The organism is Granulicella sp. S156, from assembly GCF_009766105.1.
GTDB lineage: Bacteria > Acidobacteriota > Terriglobia > Terriglobales > Acidobacteriaceae > Granulicella.
In genome coordinates this window covers 156,240-176,231 of the sequence record NZ_LMUH01000020.1, presented here as the reverse complement: position 1 = coordinate 176,231, position 19,992 = coordinate 156,240, and the positions used below count along the sequence as shown (strand labels likewise).

The following is a 19,992-nucleotide window of genomic DNA, read 5'->3' as shown; positions in this document are numbered from 1 at the left end:
CAGGATCTCCGAAAAGTACATGTACGTCTGATAACGGATATTCTGTATAGTCGAACTGCGAGAGTATAGAAAGCTACTTTGAAGACCTAAGGAGTTGAGATTTGTAGGCATCAGCGACATCGACGCCGGCAATGTTTTTCTTCCCTCTTTCATCGCGCATCGATTCGGCGATTGAGCCTCACCAAACTTCTGGGAGGCTTTTCATGACCTGAGAGCATCCTTATATGCGCCTTGAACGCCGTCACTCATGCGAGACATCATACGCAAATGGGCGAGCAGCGCCTGAGCCTGAATCTCGGCGGCTCGTGCCTCTGCTGGAGACATGGACGGGATTTTCTCCCCGTGTCCGACATATGAAGATAAAGACATCATGGACTCAAGTGTCGATGTTTGAAGTTGCGCTAAGCGTGATTGTTCGAAATAAGCACCTGCGAACCGCTGTACCGTGTCATAGTCGATTGATTCCATGGCACCCGTGACTGTAGCTGCCTGCCAATTCGCGTTTGTAAGGGACAGAACAGCTATCCCGATCTTGATCGGCGCGCCGTCCGTCTCGTGTCCTGCCTCTCGTTCTTGCAGCAACGCCACTGTTCCGGAAATGTTCTTTATCTCTTCCGGGATGGCATCCCTCAACTCCTGCACGCCGTCATTGTTTTCGCGAATCTCGCGTCTTAAGCCTTCTTCAGCGGCGAAACGCACGTGCCGCTGATGCTTCACCACCAGAATTCCGATAGTAACCCCCATAAAGACCAAGAGGACGGTAGGAACCACTACACCAAGCTTCATCGCTTTCATTTGTGCTGTCATCTCCTGTAGCAGTGATCCATTGATCTTCCATCGACCAGCGATAGCTAATTCGGTCACACCATTCGTGAAAAGTATAAGGAGTTAAAGACAGATCTCAGGTGTGTTGTTGCGAAGCGGTGTTTTTCCATGAAGAGTAGGCTTTCGAGACTCGCGAAACGCCCAGAAGAGCTTCTCGAATGCAATTGCGATCGGATGAACGCTGTCCGAAGGTCGAACTTTATGGCTTCGCAGATAGGCCGCTGGAGGTGAGAGGGATCTCAATTCCCTACCGTGTCTTCAGCAAAGACCAGCGAGTTAACCACACTGCCGTCGTAGAGAACAAACGGCTGGGCCATGCTCTGGCCTTAGTTACTGCAAAACAGGTTACATGTCGCCGTTCATAGAAATTTCAGGTTTTTTTCAGAACGCATCACTACTCAGCGCCTGATCTGGGAGTAGGCTTGCGATCAACTCCCAGGCTCCCGTACCTCATTGATGCAAATACTTCATTCGATGCATGTGATCGAACAAAAGCAAATCTTTGGAGGCTTCAAAATGAGACAGATTGTTGAGTGTTTTCGACTGCGGTTTTCACGGAGCCAAGGGACGCTCCTGATCGTTCTGATTCTGCTATCGGGCCTTTCCACGAAGGCCCAGGAATTCCGAGCTACACTCTCCGGGCGAGTGACAGACCCAACGGGCGCGGTCGTCGTCAAAGCTACGGTTACGGCTGTCAACGTAGATTCCAAAACGACCTATACGGCCAAAACAACCAACGATGGTACGTACTACATCCCTTATGTGCTTCCGGGCACTTATACGGTCCGAGTCACGTCCAAGGGATTCATGACAGCCGTCCAGGACAATGTGCGCATGTTTGCGGCGCAGGGGTTTGGTCAGAACTTCAAGCTGACAGTCGGCGCAACCAGCGACGAAGTAACGGTCACGACCGCGCCTCCAGAGCTTGAGACGACCACCGGGTCCGGCGGTAACTTGATCCAGGAGCGGGAGCTGGCTGCAGTCCCGCTCAACGGGGGCCAGGTCTATACCTTGATCGGGAGCACGCCGGGAAGCCAGTCCTATAACGGCACGACTGGACCCAACGGTACCGGTACCCGCGGCTGGGATAACAACAATGGATACAGCATTGGCGGTGGCGCTCCGCAGGGCGACGCAGCCAACGGATCCTCCAATCAGTTCACGCTCAACGGCGTCAATATCACGCAACAGACGACCTTCCAGAATCAGTCCGCCGGGGCTTGGAATGTCGCGCCTGATCTCGACACCGTGAGTGAAGTCAATGTGATGACCACCAACTACGACGCCCGGTACGGCAGAACCGCCGGCGGGACCGTCAACGTCGTCACCAAGGCCGGCACGAACAAGTTCCACGGCAACCTGACGGAGCACTACGGAGGCCAGATCTTTGACGCCAATACCTTTCAGAACAACCTTTACGGCCTTCCCCGCCAAGGGTACGTGGAAAACCAGTACGACGGAACGATCGGCGGCCCGGTTATAAAAAACAAGCTCTTCTTCTTCTTCGGCTTTGAAGGATACAACGAATCGATCGCGTCCGGAGTATCGATGAACGTGCCACCGGCCTATCTGCGGCCGGGATACAACGGCAATCCGGGTGTGAATTTTGGCCTTGTCTCCGCAATGGATCCCACCCATTTTGGCCCTTCGTCGGGCGAACCCAACGGAGTTCCGATCTATCAGCCGGGCTCGGCGACTTGTCCTATCAGCGAAGGCCTCACCGCGGCCAGCTGCAGCAACAACAACGACCTTTATCAAACCCAGTTTCCGAACGATACGATTCCTGCAAACCAGTTGAACGCTACCGCGCTGGCAATTTTGAAGTATATTCCGTTGCCGAATATACCGGGCGCCACGAACTTCGCGAAGGGCGCCAACTACTATCTGCCGCAGCCGCTCCTCACTCACTATTACCAACCCAGCATCCGGGTGGACTACAACTACAGCGACAACACCAAACTGTACAGCTATTACGAGTGGCAAACCGGTGCGCAATACCAAAGCACGAATGGCCTGACCGGACTCGCCGCCAACGGAAATATCAACCAGACCCGTGAGAATTGGGCGGCAGGGCAAGACGTCACCCATACCTTCTCGTCCACGTTGCTGCTCGACGTCAAGGTTTCCTTTGGCCGCTTTGTGGAGATAGCGCCGGATGGTAATTTCTCCCTTGCACAACCTTCATCGAGCCTGGGCCTCAACATGCCGATTCCCGGCAACACCACGCTTCAGAATGTTCCCGAGATTAAGGTCACCGACAGCTATACCGGTGGCATACTTGGCCAGACCTCAAGCAACAACCAAAGCATCTTCGGCAATTCCGTGGGATCTGACGCAACGACCAACGTCGAGCTGAGCGTCGATCTCACGAAAATCAAGGGAGCACACAGCATACATCTCGGCGGGACGATTGCCGACTACCGGTATGGCGATTGGTCTCTTTCCGGCCATCCCAATGGTGACTTCCAGTACAACGCCGCATTCACCCAATACAATCCCACCAACAGCGGTTGCTTTGGCGGCACTCCAGGGTCGACCAAAAATGGATGCAACAGTAATGAAGGGAACGGTTCTTCGCTGGCCAGCTTTTATCTGGGGTATCCAAGCGGCGGAGGCGTCGACTGGAACGGTACCAACGCAGAGGGTCAGCCGGTCTATGCCCTCTATTTCCAGGATGATTGGCGCGTAAGCCGGAAACTGACCTTGAACCTGGGCATCCGCTACGATGTGCAGCGCGGCCTGCGGGACCGCCACAACGCACTCGACGCCGGCATGTGCCTGACCTGCGTGAATCCTGTCGGCACCGATGCGAACTTTAAGGCCAATACCTCCAATGCCAGCAACATTGCCGCATGGCAGGCAGCGGGCGTTACGGCTCCGACACAGGTGCTGGGTGGCCAGGAATTTCCCGGTGTCAACGGCAATTCCCCCGATGCGTATTACACCGATTGGAGCGATGTCGGTCCGCGCGTAGGCTTTGCCTATGCTATCGATGCCAAGACCGTGATCCGCGGCGGTTGGGGCCTGGTCTATCAAGGCGGCCTGGAAGGCGGAAGCAACGTCGGCTTCGCTGAAACCACGCCCTATAATTCTTCCCCGAACGGCGGCATCACTCCCTCCACAGCCTTTCAGTCGGGATCTCCTTTTGCCGGCGTGAGTCTTCAAGTGCCTCCGGGAAGTTCGCAGGGGCTTTTGTCCAATATAGGAAACAGCGGTATCGCCTTCGATTTCCCCCAGCGCAAGCTGCCCCGCGGGGAGGTTTTCTCCATTGGCGGCCAGCGCGAGTTGCCAGGGAGGATAGTCGTCGATGCCCGTTACGCGGCGAATTACTCCTACAGAAACCGCGCATTTGTCTGGCTGAGCGCGGCCAATACAACTCTGTCGGATTGGAAAGCGGCCATCGCCAACCCCAGTTTATTTACGGCGCAGGTACCCAATCCCTACTACAACGTAGCCGCAGCGGAGCAGGGAGGGAGCGGCTGCGGAGCCTATCCAACCATCTGGGCTCTCGATCTGCGCGAGCCGCTCGGCCAGTACTGCCAGGGTGGCGGCCCCTCGCTTGTCGGAGAGTACAACGCGCCTATCGGCAAAAATTGGTACAACGGACTGGAGGTCAAAGTCAGCCGTCACATCTATGGAAGTGACCGCGGGCTCTTCTTCCAATCCGCCTACACCTGGTCAAAGACGATCAACGGAAACGGTTACCCCTTTGGATGGCCCTTCCAAGGTTCGGCCGCTCCCGTTCCGGGCGGCATCAGCACGAATCAGGTGCATATTATCTCCAGTAACGATCGCGATCAGGTCCTGTCGCTGATCCCGGTCTGGGACCTGCCTTTCGGCAAGGGTTCGCGGTTATTCTCGAATCCCCCGGCGCCGATTGGAGTGTTCATCAACGGCTGGACGCTCAGTTCCGTAATCTCGATTCAGAGCGGACAGCCCGTTGGGCTCAATAACGGCTGGACAGACAGTTGCCCCCTGAGCCAGTTGCGACCCGCGCAGGGAGCCACGCATAAAGAATGGCTCAGGAATGATGCCGCCACTCTCAGCAATTGCTGGAGTGAAATTCCCAACGTCGATGGATACACGTGGGGCCTGCAAACTCTGCCCCAGCAAGTCACCGCGGTGCGCACGCCCAGCGCCGCGAACATTGACCTTTCCTTGATGAAAAGCACGCCGATCCGGGAGAACATGAATTTCACTCTGCGCCTGGATGCATTCAATTCATTCAATACGCCGCAATTTGGGGGACCGGACAGCAATCCTGCAGACGGAACACCGGTATACACTCCGGGGTCCGGCTGGAGCGGTTTCGGCACGATCGGCCCAACTCAATATAACTTTCCGAGAATCCTGAAGATTACCGGGAAGTTCTCGTTCTAACCCATTACCAACGGCCCGATTTCTGTACAGCCAGCCACGGCGCGCAGAATTCGGGCACCCCTTCAACACAACTGCGCAGAGTCATCTTCGGATGGGATGTGCTGGCTTTGGCCGTGACGCTGGTAGATGCCGATCGCGTTCCGACGGATCAGCTACGCCTACGCGCAGGCGGCTTTCTCTTACTTTCACTCTGATGTAACTGAAGATTTGCGATGCGGAATTTTTTCAGGATACTGGCACATGCCTTGGCGATTTTCACGTTGGCGTCGGGGATGTGCCAGACGCACCTGGAGAGTTCTGGCTTCATGCATAATCCCCGCATCACTCATTGACACGCATCGACAATCCGAAAGCGCATGATTTTTCGCGCGGCGAAAAGCAGCGGAAATGCCGGTCTGATGGGAATGACATTTCTGCTTTGCACCGCCAGCGACACTTCTGCTTTGCGCCAACACAGCCGCTGGATTGCAGTGTCTAAACTACCCTTCCGCCCACGTGACAAGGCCGATTTACTGCAGTTACGAACACTACTTGAACGGAGCCATTCCAGATCATTGCGCTCCTCGTAGCCTTCGCAATGCCCCCTTGTTCGAAATGGAATTACGGAAAGAAATATTTGACAACCTTGCTTGGGTGCCAATAGGGTGTGTTGTGCAACTTTCCTTACAAAGTATTTTAGCTTGCCCTACCCGCTCTCTATGACACTGATTCCCCCTCGCTCAAGCTGAGTTGATGGATTCTGGCCATCCAGTATTGCGCTGCAGTCGATTCAAAACCAATTCTTGATCGGAGTTGAATTTGATGAGAAATCGCACATTTGAAGCTACTGTGGGCAAGCTATTCCTTTGCCTGACTTTCGTGGGGCTCCTCACCCTGGGCACTTCAGCCTTCGCACAGAACAGCACAATCTTTGGCCCCAACGTCTACGTCTTTACTCCCAGCAATTCGATCTCGTCGATCAACTCGACCCTCTCCACCTTGGCCGGTAACGGACAGTTCAGCACCAATCGTTATGCAGTGCTGTTCGCGCCGGGTACCTACACCGGCGTCGAATCCGAGGTGGGATTCTATGAGTCCATTGCCGGCCTTGGCCAGTCCCCTACAGCCGTCAACATCAGCCAGGGCTATCTGGAGTCGAACGAGACCATCAACGGAAATGACACGCAAACTTTCTGGCGTTCGATGGAGAACCTGGAGATGACCACGCCGGGGTCCGGCACTCTGCAATGGGGTGTTTCGCAGGGGGCTTCCATCCGGCGCATGCTGATCAACAATCCGGTAGAACTCACGGACTCCGGCTGCAACTACTCCAGCGGCGGATTCATCGCCAACACCAAGATCACCGGCCAACTCAACTCCTGTTCCCAGCAACAGTGGTATACGCGCAACAGTTCCCTCGGGAGTTGGACGGGGGGCAGTTGGAACATGGTCTTTTCAGGCGTCTCCGGGGCTCCAGGGCAAAGCAATCCATTTGGTGGCGGAGGTAGTTCATATACCGTCCTCGCAACCACTCCGGTCAGCCGCGAAAAGCCCTTCCTCTACATGGACAGCAGCAGCAACTACTGGGTCTTCTCGCCTACCTACGGAACAAATACGTCAGGCACAACCTGGGCTAACGGCGGTGTAGGCAGCGGAGAGGCTGGTACTTCTCTCTCAATCAGCGCCTTCCTGATCGCCACGCCCTCAACCTCGTTAGCCACGATCAACGCTGCGCTGGCCTCCGGCGAAAATCTCATTCTGACCCCTGGCATCTACCAGTACAGCGGATCCATCAATGTCACGAACGCCAACACCGTGGTGCTCGGACTCGGATATGCGGATCTTGTCCCGCAGTCGGGAACGCCCGCGCTCACTGTAGCCGATGTCGGCGGAGTGCAGCTTGCCGGATTTCTCATCGACGCGGGCCCGGTCAACTCATCGGTGCTTCTACAGGTAGGGGTGAAAGGCGCACCACGCGTCAGCCACGCAACCAATCCAACTACGATCAGCGATGTGCACTTTCGCGTTGGCGGAGCCACCCTGGGAACCTGCACCGAAGCCACGGAGATCGATAGCGACAACGTAATTATCGACAACATGTGGAGCTGGCGCGCCGACCATGGAAACGACGGAACCGTCGGTTGGACTGCGAATGTCTGCAGTAACGGATTGGTCGTGAATGGGGACAACGTACTGGCAACAGGCCTGGCTGTCGAACACTACGAGAACGAGCAGGTCGTGTGGAACGGTGAAGGTGGCGAAACCATCTTTTACCAGAGCGAAATGCCCTATGACGTTCCCAGTGAGAGTGCATGGATGAACGGCGGCGTGGACGGTTATGCGTCCTACAACGTTGCTCCGACGGTCGCCACCCATGTGGCCTACGGTCTCGGTGTTTACTCTGTCTTCGATCAGGGAGTCGCTATCGTTGCGAACAGCGGGATAGCCGCCCCGGTCGCCGCCGGAGTCACGTTCCATGACATGGTGTCTGTGACCCTTTCTGACGGCCAAATCAACTACAACATCGCCTCCAACAACGACACAGTCGATAATGGCGGCACAACGGCAGGCGCTAACAGCTATCTCACCTCCTGGGGAGGCACAAGCGGCAATTGCGGTTCTGCTCCGGGCACTCCTGGAACGCCCTCCGGATCGGGAACTTCAGGCAGCACGATCAACGTAACCTGGAGCGCCAGCGCTGAAGGGTCGAACTGCACGTTGAGCTACAACCTGTTCCGCAGCACGGCCTCCGGGTTCACGCCTTCGTCGAGCAATATGATTGCCTCAGACCTGACCGGAGCCTCATTCACCGATTCAGGTCTGGCTGCCACGACTACCTATTACTACGTCGTGCAGGCTGCTAATGCGGCCGGCACATCGGCTAATTCGGCACAAGGAAACGGTACGACCATCACCGGCAGCGGAGGTGGGACCACCGAAGGGCCTTACGGCGGAACGCCCGCAGCCATCCCTGGCACAGTGTTGGCCGAAAACTACGACACCGGTGGCCAGGGACTTGGCTACAACGTCGCCTCTGTCAACGGATCGGATAACGGCTATCGTTCCGATGGCGTCGATCTGGAAACGACCTCAGCTCCGGGCGGCGGCAACGATATCGGTTGGACAGCCAGCGGACAGTGGTTCCGATTTACGGTGAACGTGGCTACGTCCGGGACATACAACGTCACTTTCGAGGTCGCCTCTCCGGCCGCAGTGACCGATGGATTCCATCTGTCGAATTCCGCGGGAACAAACCTGACTGGGTCGGTCAATGTTCCGGAGACCGGCGGCTATCAAGACTGGACGACGGTAACCGCCAGCGTCACACTGACGGCGGGCCAGCAAGTCCTGACCTGGAACCAGGACAACGGAGGTTACAACATCTACTCAGCCGCCTTTGCATCGAACGGTGGTGGTGGATCTACTTTGAGTACCGGGGTGTTTTACAACCTCGTCAACGAGAATAGCGGTTCCTGCATCGACGACACCGCTTCGGGCACGGCGAATGGAACCGCCGTTCAGCAGTGGGCCTGCGGGCAAGGCACCTACAGCACTCAGCCTAACCAGCAGTGGGAGTTCGAGAACGGGAGTGCCAGTGGCTACTACTACGTAGCCAACGCCAATGCTCCGACCGAAACCTGGAATGTAACCGGCAACGGCACGACCAATGGCAGTCTCCTACAGACGTGGACCTATTCTGGAAACTCCAACGAAGAATGGGAGGCTGTGCCGCTGGGCAATGGCTACTATAACTTTGTCGGCCAAGGCAGCGGTCTTTGCCTGGACACTCCGAGTGCCTCGACTGCAAACGGGGTGCAACTGGATATCTACACCTGCAATGGAACAGCAGCCCAGGCGTGGAAGCTCGTCACGCCGTAATGGTTCACAGAGGGGGGGACTCTTCTCCCATCGATGAGTTCCCTCTCTGCGTTCAAGGGCTTACGCGGCTTTGTTATCCTAAAGCTGAAAAGCCTAACCCTCTTCATGCGAGTAGCCCAGGCCGTCTTCGGCGTCTTCCACCACTTCGAACTGGCTCGTGAACTCGAGCGCCGGGGACATCTTGACCGAGTCTATTCAACCTGGCCATGGTCCCGGCTGCAGCGAGAAGGTTTGCCCAGGGACAAGGTCAAGACATTTCCGTGGCTCCATCTTCCGCAGATTGCGCTGCAGCGCAGCCCGTTTGATCTGCCGGTTCTCGATGACCATCTCGGCTATGCGAATGCCTTGACCTTCGATCGCTGGACTGACCGTCAGTTTGAACGCAACCTGCGACGCGGTGAACCCTCGCCGGATGTTCTGATCGCTATCTCCGGAGCCGGTCTTCTGACCGGCCGAAATTTGCAGGAGCGTGGCGGTATCTTTGTGTGCGATCGAGGATCGACGCATCAGCGGTATCAGGAGAACATCGTCGCGGAGGAGTATCGTCGCTGGGGTGTCGAGCGGCAGGTCTCTGACGAGCGTGACACGATGCGCGAGGAGGCTATCTATGCCCAGGCTGACGCGATCACCGTTCCATCCAGTATGGCGGCACGGTCCTTTGTCGAAATGGGGGTTCCTGCCGCCAAGGTTCACACCATTCCCTATGGTGTTCGTTTGGAGAATTTCCACCCTGTCGGCGAGCCGCCTCAGGGCGAGTTACGTGTGCTGTTTGCCGGAGCCGTGGGGCTTCGCAAAGGCATTCCATATTTGCTCCAGGCTTTTTCGGAGTTACGTCATCCGAGCAAACGACTGCTGATTGCCGGTCAGATGCAGGAAGACCTGCGTTCCGTATTGCCCAAATGCCCACAGGAAAACGTAGAGTTTCTCGGGGCGGTTCCGCAGCCACGGCTTGTAGAGTTGATGAGCACCAGTCATGTCCTGGTGCTGCCCAGTATTGAGGAAGGGCTAGCTTTGGTGCAGGCGCAGGCTTTGGCCTGTGGATGTCCGGTGATCTGCTCAACCAATACCGGAGGGGAGGATCTTTTCAGCGACGGGGTTGAAGGATTTATCGTCCCTATTCGAGACTCTGGAGCGATTGCTGCGAGGCTTCAGCAGCTGGCTGACGATCCCCTTCTGCAGGCGAGGATGCGGGCTGCCGCACTGGCTCGGGTTCAGGCCATCGGAGGCTGGACTCAGTATGGAGACCGCTGGGAGCCGCTTCTACGCGACCTTCTGGCGTCATCCCGCAGTGGGCGGGCTGCCGCCTCCGACAAAATGCACAACCTCTAACCGGTCGCCGGACTGCACCACTGTTCCGGTCCACTCCGCCCGAGGCACGATCTCTCCGTTGCGCTCGACGGCGACTCGGTCGGCCTTCATGCCGAGTTGTTGAATGAGCTGGTCCAGCGTTGAGGGCGCGGGTTCGGGGAAGCTGCGTGTTTGTCCGTTGATTTGAAGCGTCATGTCAGTCTGCATCTTGGCCTAACAACATCTTAAGCTGACGGATGCCGCAGAGGCCAAAGCAGATCCATCGGACCTCGGCCATGGCCCACTCCGGGAGCATGATTTAAAGCGCCTTCGACAAAAGCTTTCGCGCCGGCGACAGCGCTGAGGGGGGTATCTCCCAGTATCAAACGACTGAGAAGCGCCGAAGAAAAGGCACAGCCGGTTCCGTGGGTTGAGGTTGTGTCGATACGTTTGCCCGGAAAGGAGTGAATCTCTCCTGTTGGAGTCCGCAGTAGATCTATGGGTTTATCTCCATGATCGCCGCCGGTAGCGACTATGTGCAGATGGGGATAACGAAGTCCAAGAACGTGCAGGGCGGTTTCGGCATCGGGTGCAAACTGCACTTTTCTGCTTGTTAGAGCGGCGAGCTCAGCCCAGTTTGGCGTAATCCATGAGACCCGGTTGAGAAGCTCTTCCTGAAGAACGCGCAGCCCTTCCTGATCGAGGAGAGGAGCGCCTGAGCTGGATAAAATAATAGGATCTAAAACAATTGGAATTAGTAGCTTATGAGCATCAGTGAAAGTTGTGGTTTTACTGACAATATCATGAGTCGCCAGCATCCCGATCTTGATTCCGGCTGGAGGTAGATCGGCGTTGAGATGATCCAGAGTCTGACGAAGGAGCACTGGGGAAACTGCCTCAACAGAAGCCACTCCCAAGGTCGATTGAACGGTGAGCGCCGTGATCGCCGATATCCCAAAGAGTCCGTGGGCGGCGAATGTTTGCAGGTCGGCGGTAATCCCTGCGCCGCTCGAAGGATCGAAGCCGGCAATCGTGAGTGCTATCGGAGGTGGCATCGGGCCTTTCCCTGCTCCGGAGGCCCGGATGTATGGCACGGATTGCGGAGGCAAAAGGGCCAATTCCCTATCTAATTTCCTACCATGGAGGAACCCCTTGAGTCAACACTTTATGGAATAAAAAAGCCTTTCAAATGTTTGACTTAGGTTGCTTGGCGTTCGACAATATATGTATGAATGGTTACAACACGAGAGATCGAAAGAATACCTTGAGTGGCACAGGACGGAGACGCAATCGCGTCGTCCTACTGGCAGCTGCCTTGGGCCTGACGAGCACTATCGTAGCAAGTCCCCCGGCCCCTGCAAGTGGAAGCATCGTGTCAACACCCGCGGCGTCCATCAAGCACCATTGGTTCCAGGTAGGCAAAGCCTCCTGGTATGGGACCCGCTTTCAAGGACACAAGACTGCAACCGGCGAACGCTTCGACATGAATGCCTTTACCTGTGCGCACCGCACGCTTCCCCTGGGAAGCTGGGTTCGGGTTACCAACCTGCATAACCAGAGGTCTACGTTTTTGCGGGTAAACGACCGTGGCCCCATGTCCGGAAACCTGATCATGGACCTCTCCTACGCAGCAGCACAGAAGCTAGGGATCCAGGGTCTGGGTAAGGTCAAGGTTGAAAAGGTCAGCCCTAGCGATGTACAGATGTCGGAGGATCTGGTGGCTTCTCTACCTGAGATGTCCCCGATGCCTAGCCCAATTATTGTCGTCCGCTAAGGTACGCAACCAATTCCGTAAAGACAGAGCTTAAACGAAAACGACTGTGGCGGTCCTTCTTGTTAGAAGGACCGCCACAGTCGTTTTGGGTTAGCGGCCGATGGTGGCGTGTGTGACACGCAGATCGCTCAAGCGAAGAGCCAGCGACTTTGCGCCGCCGCCACTCTTGATGAACTCGCCGAGTTCCAGTTGAACGACGTCGAACCCGACGTCGAAGAGCTGCGCCGCCAGTTCACGGCTCAACTCTCCGGTGAAGATCGTTCGACCGATGTTCAGCGCACAGCATGCCATATGAATCGCGTCATGCTCGGAGACGGCGATACGCTTCTCTGCCGGGTAGGCAGCCTCGATCGAGGTCAGCGAAGCCGCGTCGAAGGCCCCTGGGTAGTACATCAGGAAGCCGCCATGCAGCGGAGTGAAACAGGTGTCGAGGTGGTAGAAGCGCGGGTCCACCAGGTGGAGCGACGAGACCGGCGTATGCCAGGCATCGGCGACGTGACGATGGGCCGCGCGGCAGGTGCGGACGCCGTGGGCTGCCCAAAGGGTTGTGCCATCGTCGTTGAAGGTGACGTCCCCTTCGCCTTCGAAGGCGGTTTCACGCGGCGTCTTCCAGAGCAGGAAGCCCTGGCTTTCGAGCCACTTTTGCAGGTGCTGGGTTTCGGCCCGGCGCTGCGGATGATTGAAGCTGGAAATGGCTGCCACGCCGTGATGCACCAGTGCACCGTGGCTGAGGAAGACCATATCGGGACAGCCCGGCTCGGGATGCAGGAGACGCACATCGGCGACGCCGCGCAGGACGTTGTGAAAGCCTTTCCACTGCGCAAACGCCAGATCACGCGAGGAGCGGTGGACATTGCCGGCCATCCAGGGGTTGATGACGTAGTCGACGCCGTACCACTCGGGCGGACACATCAGGTAGGTGGGGCGGGTGTAGTGAGGCGATGAGGCTAGGGTGGGGAGGGGGGAGGGCGTGACTTTGGGGCTGGTTACTAGGATGCTTGTTGCCATGATTCCTGTTTCCCTACTTTCCGTCTGGGAGTCTGCTCGCTCAACACAACACTCGTCAAGTACCAGGGTGCCGAAGTCGATACATCAATGGCAGTTCACAGCTACTACGCCTCTGGAAGAATCATGCAAGGTGGTTTTCCTTGGGAGAAAACCACGCCGACACCTTTCGCTCAGGATGTACCGGCTGTGAAACCGCCAAACCCCAGAAGGGTTCTGGAAGTAAGACGCACATCCACGATAAAAGGCCCCCCTCAGAAGGGGGGCCTTTCTGTGGATCGCGAAAAGTTTACAGTTTTTCGAAAAAGTCGCAGGCCGAACACGAAATATATACGCCGCCTGGGACGCCGCGCTCGCGGTCTTTGACGCGCTTTACGATGCGTGTGGCCTTGGAGCACTTCGGACAATCGGTGCTCTTCTGGGTGTCCATGACCTTCTTGCGGTCGCCTGTTTTGGCAATCTTCGCCATTGTGGTATCTCCCTGAAACGAATAAGTGGCTTGCCCGGTTATCGAACACAGCCCGACCTTGCGTTATCTGTAGGCTGGCTTTTGAAGCTGGGCCGAACAGGAGAGTGCGAGGGCGAAACCGGATAAAGCTCGAAGTTGATTCTACACCATTCGCAGGGTGGATTCATCCTGCGAATGGTGTCATTTGCGGGATGGAGAGTGATACATGGACAAGACGATCACTGTTCGGATCGCAACCTGGACCCGTCATCCAGCCTTGGGATGAACCAGCGATGGAGCGCTTCCTCCAATCCGTCTATGCTGTTCTCCTCCTCGGCCCAGGCGACGCAGGCATCGGGACGGATCAACATCGAAGGCCCTGCATCGACGGCAACGCAACGTATCCTCAGCGTGCTGGCCGCAACAAGCCTGGAAGCCTTCCCTTCGGTTGAGGCGTCGAGAAGAACACCCATGCCATCCTGCATGAGATCGTAGAGCGAACCTTCGCCATCTCGATGGCTGACGGGCCTGTCGCCAATCAGTCGTCCGACCTCGTCCCGCTCCGACCCGAGATCGTAACGGGTGGAAAGTCCACTCATGATCTCGCCGATGAACCGGTTGACGTCATCGAACTGCATGAGGTTCGCGATGATGTCCCGCATCGCACCCGATTGAGGATCGGGCCGCAGGATGGCCATCTGAGCACGGGTGTTCGCCAGAACGGCTTCGGCGACGGGTCGCCGCTCGGCCGTGTAGGTGTCGAGCAGGCTTTCGGGCATCTGGCCGCGAATGACCGCGGCGAGCTTCCAGCCAAGGTTGGCAGCGTCCACAAGCCCGAGGCTCAGACCTTGACCACCGAACGGTGTATGGATATGCGCCGCATCACCCGCAAGCAGCACCCTGCCTCGGCGATAGGTATCGGCAAGCCGCGTATTGTCCGTCCACCGGCTACCGCTTTCGAGCGCTTTGACACGGACATCCGCGCCGCTGACACGGCGTAATACGGCTTCAATCTCCTCGCATGTGACCGGAGCCTCCCTGTCTTCCGGTGGACCGCTGAAGTCCAGCATGACCAACCGGCCGGGGAGAAACCCATAGGAGAACACGCCACCCGATGTGCGGCGCCAGCCACTGGGCAACAGGCGTTCGGGATGGTCGATCTCGGCGACCGCGTTGTACATCGTCATGGATGGAGCCGTGCCAGGAAAGTCAAAGCCGGCCATCTTGCGGATGGAGCTGCGTCCCCCGTCGCAACCAACAAGGTAGGAGCAGCGGATGCGGCCATCACCTGCCGGAGACGCCCACGCCACGTCCACACCGTCCGCCTGCTGAACGAAGTTCGTGACATCACACTCGCGGTGGATCTCGATCCCAAGAGAGAGCGCGCGGTCGGCCAGCATGGCTTCGACGGCCTGCTGATCTACCGGGTGGGCACGCCGTTCCGGCTCCTTCTGCGCATCCTTTCGGATAAGAGTCAGGCCAGCGAAATGGCCACTGAACCTGGTCCCTCGACCACGCGCGTCTGGTCCGTTCTGCTCCGTGGACTTCTTCATCGCCGCGAAGATGCGCTCCTCTGCGGCGGTGATGGCCGCAGCCATCCCGCGACGCTGCATCGCTTCACTTCCAAGCGGTCCGATGCCCAATGCCTTCGAGACCATGCTCGGTGTCACCAGGCGCTCCAGCACAAGGACGCGCACGCCGCCCAACGTCAGTTCTATGGCGGCAAGAAGTCCGACCGGCCCAGCTCCTACAACTACAACATCTACATGCTCTTCCATACGTCGTCCTCTAACATGTACCAAGTACATGTACTAAGTATACATACTCAGTACATGTAAACTGTCAAGAGTCACATGCCAAAGCCATTCGACCGTCGATCCCGCAACCGGCTCGCCACGCGAGAAAGCATATCCGATGCCGCCACACGCCTCTTCACCGAGCGGGGTTTTGATCATGTGACCGTAGACGAGATCGCGGAAGCCGCGGACGTCGGGCGAATGACGGTGTTCAATCACTTCCCGCGCAAGGAGGACATGTTCTTTGATCGCGATGAGGAGATTCGGGAGGCCCTGCGTGAAACTTTGCAGCAGCGTGATCCCCGCGTATCTCCGATCGAGTCGCTACGGCTGCTCGCTCATCGGCTGATTGCGGATCAGAGCCCTTACGTCGAATTTTCCGTTGCGAGCCAAGGCTTCATCGAGACCATCGAGCGCAGCGAAACCCTCAAGGCTCGGGCCAGGGCGATACGTGACGAGATCGCGCAATTCGTAGCGGTCGCGCTATCTGAAGGCGCAGGGCGAGAACCTGCCGATCCCGACGCCTATCTGGCGGCCAATCTACTTTTGGCAACGTGGACCGTGGCCCACATTCAGGCTCACCGAACCTTTCGAAAGAGTCGAAATACAAAGAAGGCGAATGCCGCCTTTCTCGCGATGGTGGATAAGGGAACCATCGGCCTGAAAGCTGCGATGGCAGGCACGCCTTACGCGTGAGCCATCAACTCCGGCTCGATGATGCTTCGCGTCTATCTGTGCCCCTCCCGCAAACGCCCCCCTCTGTACTCCATGGCTAGCCAGCCGTGACGCTTTAGCAACGCGGACGGAGGAAGCCGTGGCCATTAGGTCATGCCATAAGGACAGTTGAAAATCGGGCTTTTAGCCGCGTTTGTAGAGGACTATTCCCTTGCCGTCTCGCCTGACCGAAACGCGCTTCAAAATATCCCGCAATAGATCACCATTCATCTAAGCTGATCCGGATTGAGTATCGTGTTGGATCCCGGGCCCGGGATCTTCCGACAAAAGAAAGAGGACGTGCATGGCTCTTAGGAATGAAGACTCCAACCTGATGGTGCGAACCCAGCGCGCTGCAGCGTCTCGCGTGCAACGTCGCATTTTAAGCTTTGTCTGCCTGGGTCTGATCTTCGCCCTTACAAGCACCGTTACTGTTGCCGCTCCTGCCGATGATGTCATTCCGATCGCCAAGGCACGTTCCCTGCCCCTGGGCGCCCACGTCACGATCTATGGGGTGGACTCCACGCCCTCGGGCGCCTTCGAGTCGAGCTTTGACGACAAAGGCTTTGGATTGCAGGACGCCAGCGGCGGCATCTATGTCAGTACACCGGACAATGCAAGTATTGTGCCGCCCTGGCGCGCGCGTGTCAGCGGTGTGCTCACGGATAAGTCCGGCCTGCTGGTGGTGGTCCCCGCCGACGCGGCAGCCGTGAAGAAGGCGACCACAAAGAACGACAGTGACTTCCATGTCATCGCGCCGAAGCCGCTGAAGACCGCAGAGGTGGGCGAAGCCAATGAAGGACTGATCGTCAAGGTGCACGGCAAGATTACGCAGGCACCGGCTGGTGATGGACCTTATGGCTTCAAGGTTTCCATCAATGACGGTTCCGGTGAAGCCCTGATCTTCGTCAATGTGCAGACCGGCATTCCCACGAGCAGCTTTGCTGCGGGGAAGGTGGTAAGCGTAACCGGGTTCAGCAGCCAGTACGACACGCATCATGAGATTGATCCGCGCAGCCCTGCAGATATTGGCGCAGCGAAGCCATGAAAACGCTGTTGTGTGCCAGTTGTAGCGTTAGAGACAAGGTATAGATGGGCGGGAGCAGTCGGGCGTTCGCCCGATGCCCACCTTAGGCGCAAAAAACGCGCCGAAGATGGGGCACCCGGATTGGTGGCTGGTAACGATTCACTATTTACCACTTCCCTACTTCTTGTCTTCCTTCGCCTTCGCTACCGGAGTAAGATCTGCCGGGAGAGGATCACCCCAGATGTAGTGGTTGAACCAGAGCTCGTTCTCTTCCATGACAGCGCGCTGCTGTTTGGGCTTGGTGATCGGATGCCCAAAGCCTTCATACAGCACCATCTTCACCGGGACTCCGCGGTCCTCGAGCGCCTGCCGCAGTTCAAAGGAATTCGCCACCGGCACCCGGTGGTCCACACTGCCCTGCTGAATGAGTGTCGGCGTCCTGGCATGGCTGATGTAGTTGATCGGCGAAGTCTTCTTGTAGATCTCAGGATCGCTCTGCGGCGTGGCGTCGAGATACTGTCTTGTAAACGGCGTTATGTCGGTGTTGTAGTAATACGTCGCCCAGTCCGAGATGCCTGCGCCCACGCTGACCGCTACAAAGCGGTCGCTCGAGGCCGTGATGAACGCCGAGATATAACCTCCCTCGCTCCATCCCATTGCCCCCACCCGCTTCGGATCCACCATGCCCTTGGCAATCAGGGAGTCGACGCCGCTGATCACATCGGCATAATCTCCCACGCCCAGGTTGCGCACGTTCAGTGCGCGGAACTTCCCTCCATACCCTGCGGATCCGCGGTAGTTAGGCCGCAGCACCAACGCGCCCCGTGCCAGGAAGCGCTCCGCCGGATAGTACCGGTCCGGCGCCAGCACCGGTGTGTCGAGCCCCGTGGGGCCGCCATGAATGATCACCAGCAGCGGGTACTTCACTCCCGGCTGAAAGTTAGCGGGTTTCTCCAGCACGCCTTCGATCGTGGCCCCGTCGCCGGACTTCCATGTCACGATCTCACGCGTGGACCGTGCATAAGGAGCGAGTTGATTGTTGACGTGGGTCAGTTGCACCGGCGCCCATGCAGCGGAATTCGTAGCCCCGGCATGGGCGGAGCCAAGCTCCGCCGTATCGATCTCCGGCATATGCTCCGCCGACGCTCCGCGATACGCCACGTGTTTGCCATCCGGCGAGATCGAGACCGCCGTGATGTACTGATGTTCAGGGCTTACCGCCGCGATGGACTTCGCCATCGGATCCAGCCGGAACAGCCGCATCGTGCCATGCTCGAAGCTCGTGAAGTAGATCCCCTCCGCCGCCCACGCAACCAGACTCGCATCTTCATCGAAGGCCTCGTCCACCACCACAGGCTTCGCGCTTCCGTCCGCGGGAACAATGGCGATCCGGTTATTTGTATAGAAGAAGTGCGGATCGCCGTTCGCAGTGACGAAGGCGATTTGCCTGCCATCCGGCGACCAGTACGGATCCTCATCCGGACCTGCCGTCTCTACAATCTTTTTCACCGTATGCCCGGCCAGGGTGACCGTATAGATGTCCGCGGTAAAAGCAGATATCAGATCCGGATCGCGCTGCGCCGAGAACGCGATCTGCTTGCCATCTGGCGCAAACTTGAAGTCTCCCACCGAAAAACTGCCGTCCGTAATCTTGACCGGCGCCGGAGTCGTGACACCTGGGTCTTCCGGCACATCCACCAGCCAGATGTGCTCCATGTCATAGTCGCCGTGGATGATGTGGTATTCGCCAAAGCTCTCTTTGCGATCCTTGAGCTTCTGAGGGTCCGGATCGGCACAGGTGAAGGCAATCGACGTGCTGTCCGGTGACCATTCAAATTGATCCACGTCCGTTTCGGTGTGCGTCAATTGCACGCCTTCGCCTCCCTCAGCCGGCGCGAGATAGATCTGACCCTTCTCCGCCGGGGACTTCGGGATCACCCCTGGCCGGTCCGAGACAAACGCGATCCATCGTCCGTCAGGAGACCACGCGGCCTCAACGGCAGACTTGTTCGGCGCGGTCAGCCGATGCGGCTTCGGATCATGGGTCGAGACCACCCAAAGATCGTCCTCAAACGCATTCCCATCCCAGTTGGTTCGGCTCTGCTGATACACCACGCGCGTCCCATCCGGAGAAACCGAGGGCGCGGTCACGGAGATCATCTCGAGCGACTGATCGATCGTCGGCGCACCCGGCGCCGTGACTGCGGGAGCCGCTGGTGTAGACACCACCTGCGCAGACGCTCCCAGGAACGCCTGGCACAACAACAAAGAGAACCATCTAGGCATGGGAAAACTCCATCCTCAGAATTTTGCTGAGTGTACCACCCAGCTTCCCGTTGCAGCTGTAGTGGCTCTTGCCCTTCTTACTCGTCATCCCGAAGGGGATCTGTGTAGCCTTCGCGGTCACGAGACAAGAGGCTTTCGCAAACCCACTTGCGACAAACAGGAAGCAGCGAGGCTATCTGTTTACAGGCACTCTTAGAGTTCGGCAGGAATCGGATGACCGGGTATTCCAAAATGCGCCGCCGGCCATGTAGACCTCTTTGACCGCGAGGACAACACTGCGGCGATTCGCGCCCGGATAGGCGATCTCGATCCAAGATTCGTCCCCCGGATAAAAGATGCCGGTCTCGTGATGGCAGATCGCACTGCCAGACTTGTGGTTCGCAGACGGCGTGCATGAGAGGCTGAGTTGCTCAATGGGAATCTTGCCTTTATTCCTGAACTCCAGTTTGATGCGGCCCTGCTGGGCAGTCGCACTTGTCAAGGAGACCGGACAGGGCACCTGACTGTACATATCAGGAGTGGGCACGATCGCGAAGATAGCCAGAACTAAGGTCTTCCACATGCGACCGAGAATATCACCGGAGCGCTTCAG

At 57.5% G+C, this 19,992-nt stretch carries 14 protein-coding genes; 6 read left to right on the top strand and 8 right to left on the bottom strand.

All coding sequences use genetic code 11. The annotated features are described in order from the left end of the window. Window positions 1-201: 201 nt before the first annotated feature. Window positions 202-795: a hypothetical protein gene (locus GSQ91_RS15420; RefSeq protein ID WP_158822653.1), complete on the bottom strand. Its 594-nt coding sequence runs from the start codon at window positions 793-795 to the stop codon at window positions 202-204. 546 nt (window positions 796-1,341) lie between these two features. Here GSQ91_RS15420 and GSQ91_RS15415 point away from each other — a divergent pair. From GSQ91_RS15415 to GSQ91_RS15405, 3 genes are all read left to right on the top strand, one after another. Further along, complete coding sequence (locus tag GSQ91_RS15415) at window positions 1,342-5,205, top strand: carboxypeptidase-like regulatory domain-containing protein (protein ID WP_158822652.1); 3,864 nt, start codon at window positions 1,342-1,344, stop codon at window positions 5,203-5,205. Between the two features lie 801 nt (window positions 5,206-6,006). Then, complete coding sequence (locus GSQ91_RS15410) at window positions 6,007-9,063, top strand: RICIN domain-containing protein (RefSeq protein ID WP_158822651.1); 3,057 nt, start codon at window positions 6,007-6,009, stop codon at window positions 9,061-9,063. Between the two features lie 33 nt (window positions 9,064-9,096). Further along, window positions 9,097-10,392 (top strand): glycosyltransferase, encoded by a 1,296-nt coding sequence (locus GSQ91_RS15405; protein ID WP_254064609.1) that lies wholly within the window; start codon window positions 9,097-9,099, stop codon window positions 10,390-10,392. On the opposite strand, the gene thiS is transcribed toward GSQ91_RS15405, so the two are convergent. Continuing rightward, the gene (gene thiS / locus GSQ91_RS15400) at window positions 10,342-10,566 is read right to left on the bottom strand and encodes a sulfur carrier protein ThiS (RefSeq protein WP_254064608.1); all 225 of its coding nucleotides are present in this window, start codon (window positions 10,564-10,566) and stop codon (window positions 10,342-10,344) included. The genes GSQ91_RS15405 and thiS overlap by 51 nt on opposite strands. Window positions 10,567-10,595: 29 nt before the next feature. Continuing rightward, window positions 10,596-11,405, bottom strand: a complete 810-nt coding sequence (gene thiD, locus GSQ91_RS15395) for a bifunctional hydroxymethylpyrimidine kinase/phosphomethylpyrimidine kinase (RefSeq protein ID WP_158822649.1) — start codon at window positions 11,403-11,405, stop codon at window positions 10,596-10,598. A gap of 317 nt (window positions 11,406-11,722) precedes the next feature. On the opposite strand from thiD, the gene GSQ91_RS15390 reads away from it, so the two are divergent. Further along, complete coding sequence (locus tag GSQ91_RS15390; RefSeq protein ID WP_216845272.1) at window positions 11,723-12,124, top strand: septal ring lytic transglycosylase RlpA family protein; 402 nt, start codon at window positions 11,723-11,725, stop codon at window positions 12,122-12,124. Window positions 12,125-12,214: 90 nt separating this feature from the next. Here GSQ91_RS15390 and GSQ91_RS15385 read toward each other — a convergent pair whose 3' ends face one another. The 3 genes from GSQ91_RS15385 to GSQ91_RS15375 form a co-directional block, all read right to left on the bottom strand. Continuing rightward, the gene (locus tag GSQ91_RS15385; protein ID WP_158822647.1) at window positions 12,215-13,132 is read right to left on the bottom strand and encodes a dimethylarginine dimethylaminohydrolase family protein; all 918 of its coding nucleotides are present in this window, start codon (window positions 13,130-13,132) and stop codon (window positions 12,215-12,217) included. A gap of 286 nt (window positions 13,133-13,418) precedes the next feature. Further along, window positions 13,419-13,598 (bottom strand): hypothetical protein, encoded by a 180-nt coding sequence (locus GSQ91_RS15380; protein ID WP_158822646.1) that lies wholly within the window; start codon window positions 13,596-13,598, stop codon window positions 13,419-13,421. A 218-nt stretch (window positions 13,599-13,816) separates the two neighbouring features. Next, on the bottom strand, window positions 13,817-15,355 hold the full coding sequence (locus GSQ91_RS15375; protein ID WP_158822645.1) for an FAD-dependent monooxygenase: 1,539 nt from the start codon (window positions 15,353-15,355) through the stop codon (window positions 13,817-13,819). A gap of 75 nt (window positions 15,356-15,430) precedes the next feature. Here GSQ91_RS15375 and GSQ91_RS15370 point away from each other — a divergent pair, with 75 nt between their 5' ends. Both GSQ91_RS15370 and GSQ91_RS15365 read left to right on the top strand, forming a co-directional pair. Beyond that, window positions 15,431-16,069: a TetR/AcrR family transcriptional regulator gene (locus tag GSQ91_RS15370; protein ID WP_158822644.1), complete on the top strand. Its 639-nt coding sequence runs from the start codon at window positions 15,431-15,433 to the stop codon at window positions 16,067-16,069. A 322-nt stretch (window positions 16,070-16,391) separates the two neighbouring features. After that, window positions 16,392-17,135, top strand: coding sequence for a hypothetical protein (locus tag GSQ91_RS15365; protein WP_158822643.1), 744 nt, complete (start codon window positions 16,392-16,394; stop codon window positions 17,133-17,135). Between the two features lie 156 nt (window positions 17,136-17,291). Here GSQ91_RS15365 and GSQ91_RS15360 read toward each other — a convergent pair whose 3' ends face one another. Both GSQ91_RS15360 and GSQ91_RS15355 read right to left on the bottom strand, forming a co-directional pair. Then, window positions 17,292-19,400 (bottom strand): S9 family peptidase, encoded by a 2,109-nt coding sequence (locus tag GSQ91_RS15360; RefSeq protein WP_158822642.1) that lies wholly within the window; start codon window positions 19,398-19,400, stop codon window positions 17,292-17,294. A 172-nt stretch (window positions 19,401-19,572) separates the two neighbouring features. Beyond that, window positions 19,573-19,962: a hypothetical protein gene (locus tag GSQ91_RS15355; protein ID WP_158822641.1), complete on the bottom strand. Its 390-nt coding sequence runs from the start codon at window positions 19,960-19,962 to the stop codon at window positions 19,573-19,575. Window positions 19,963-19,992: the final 30 nt, after the last annotated feature.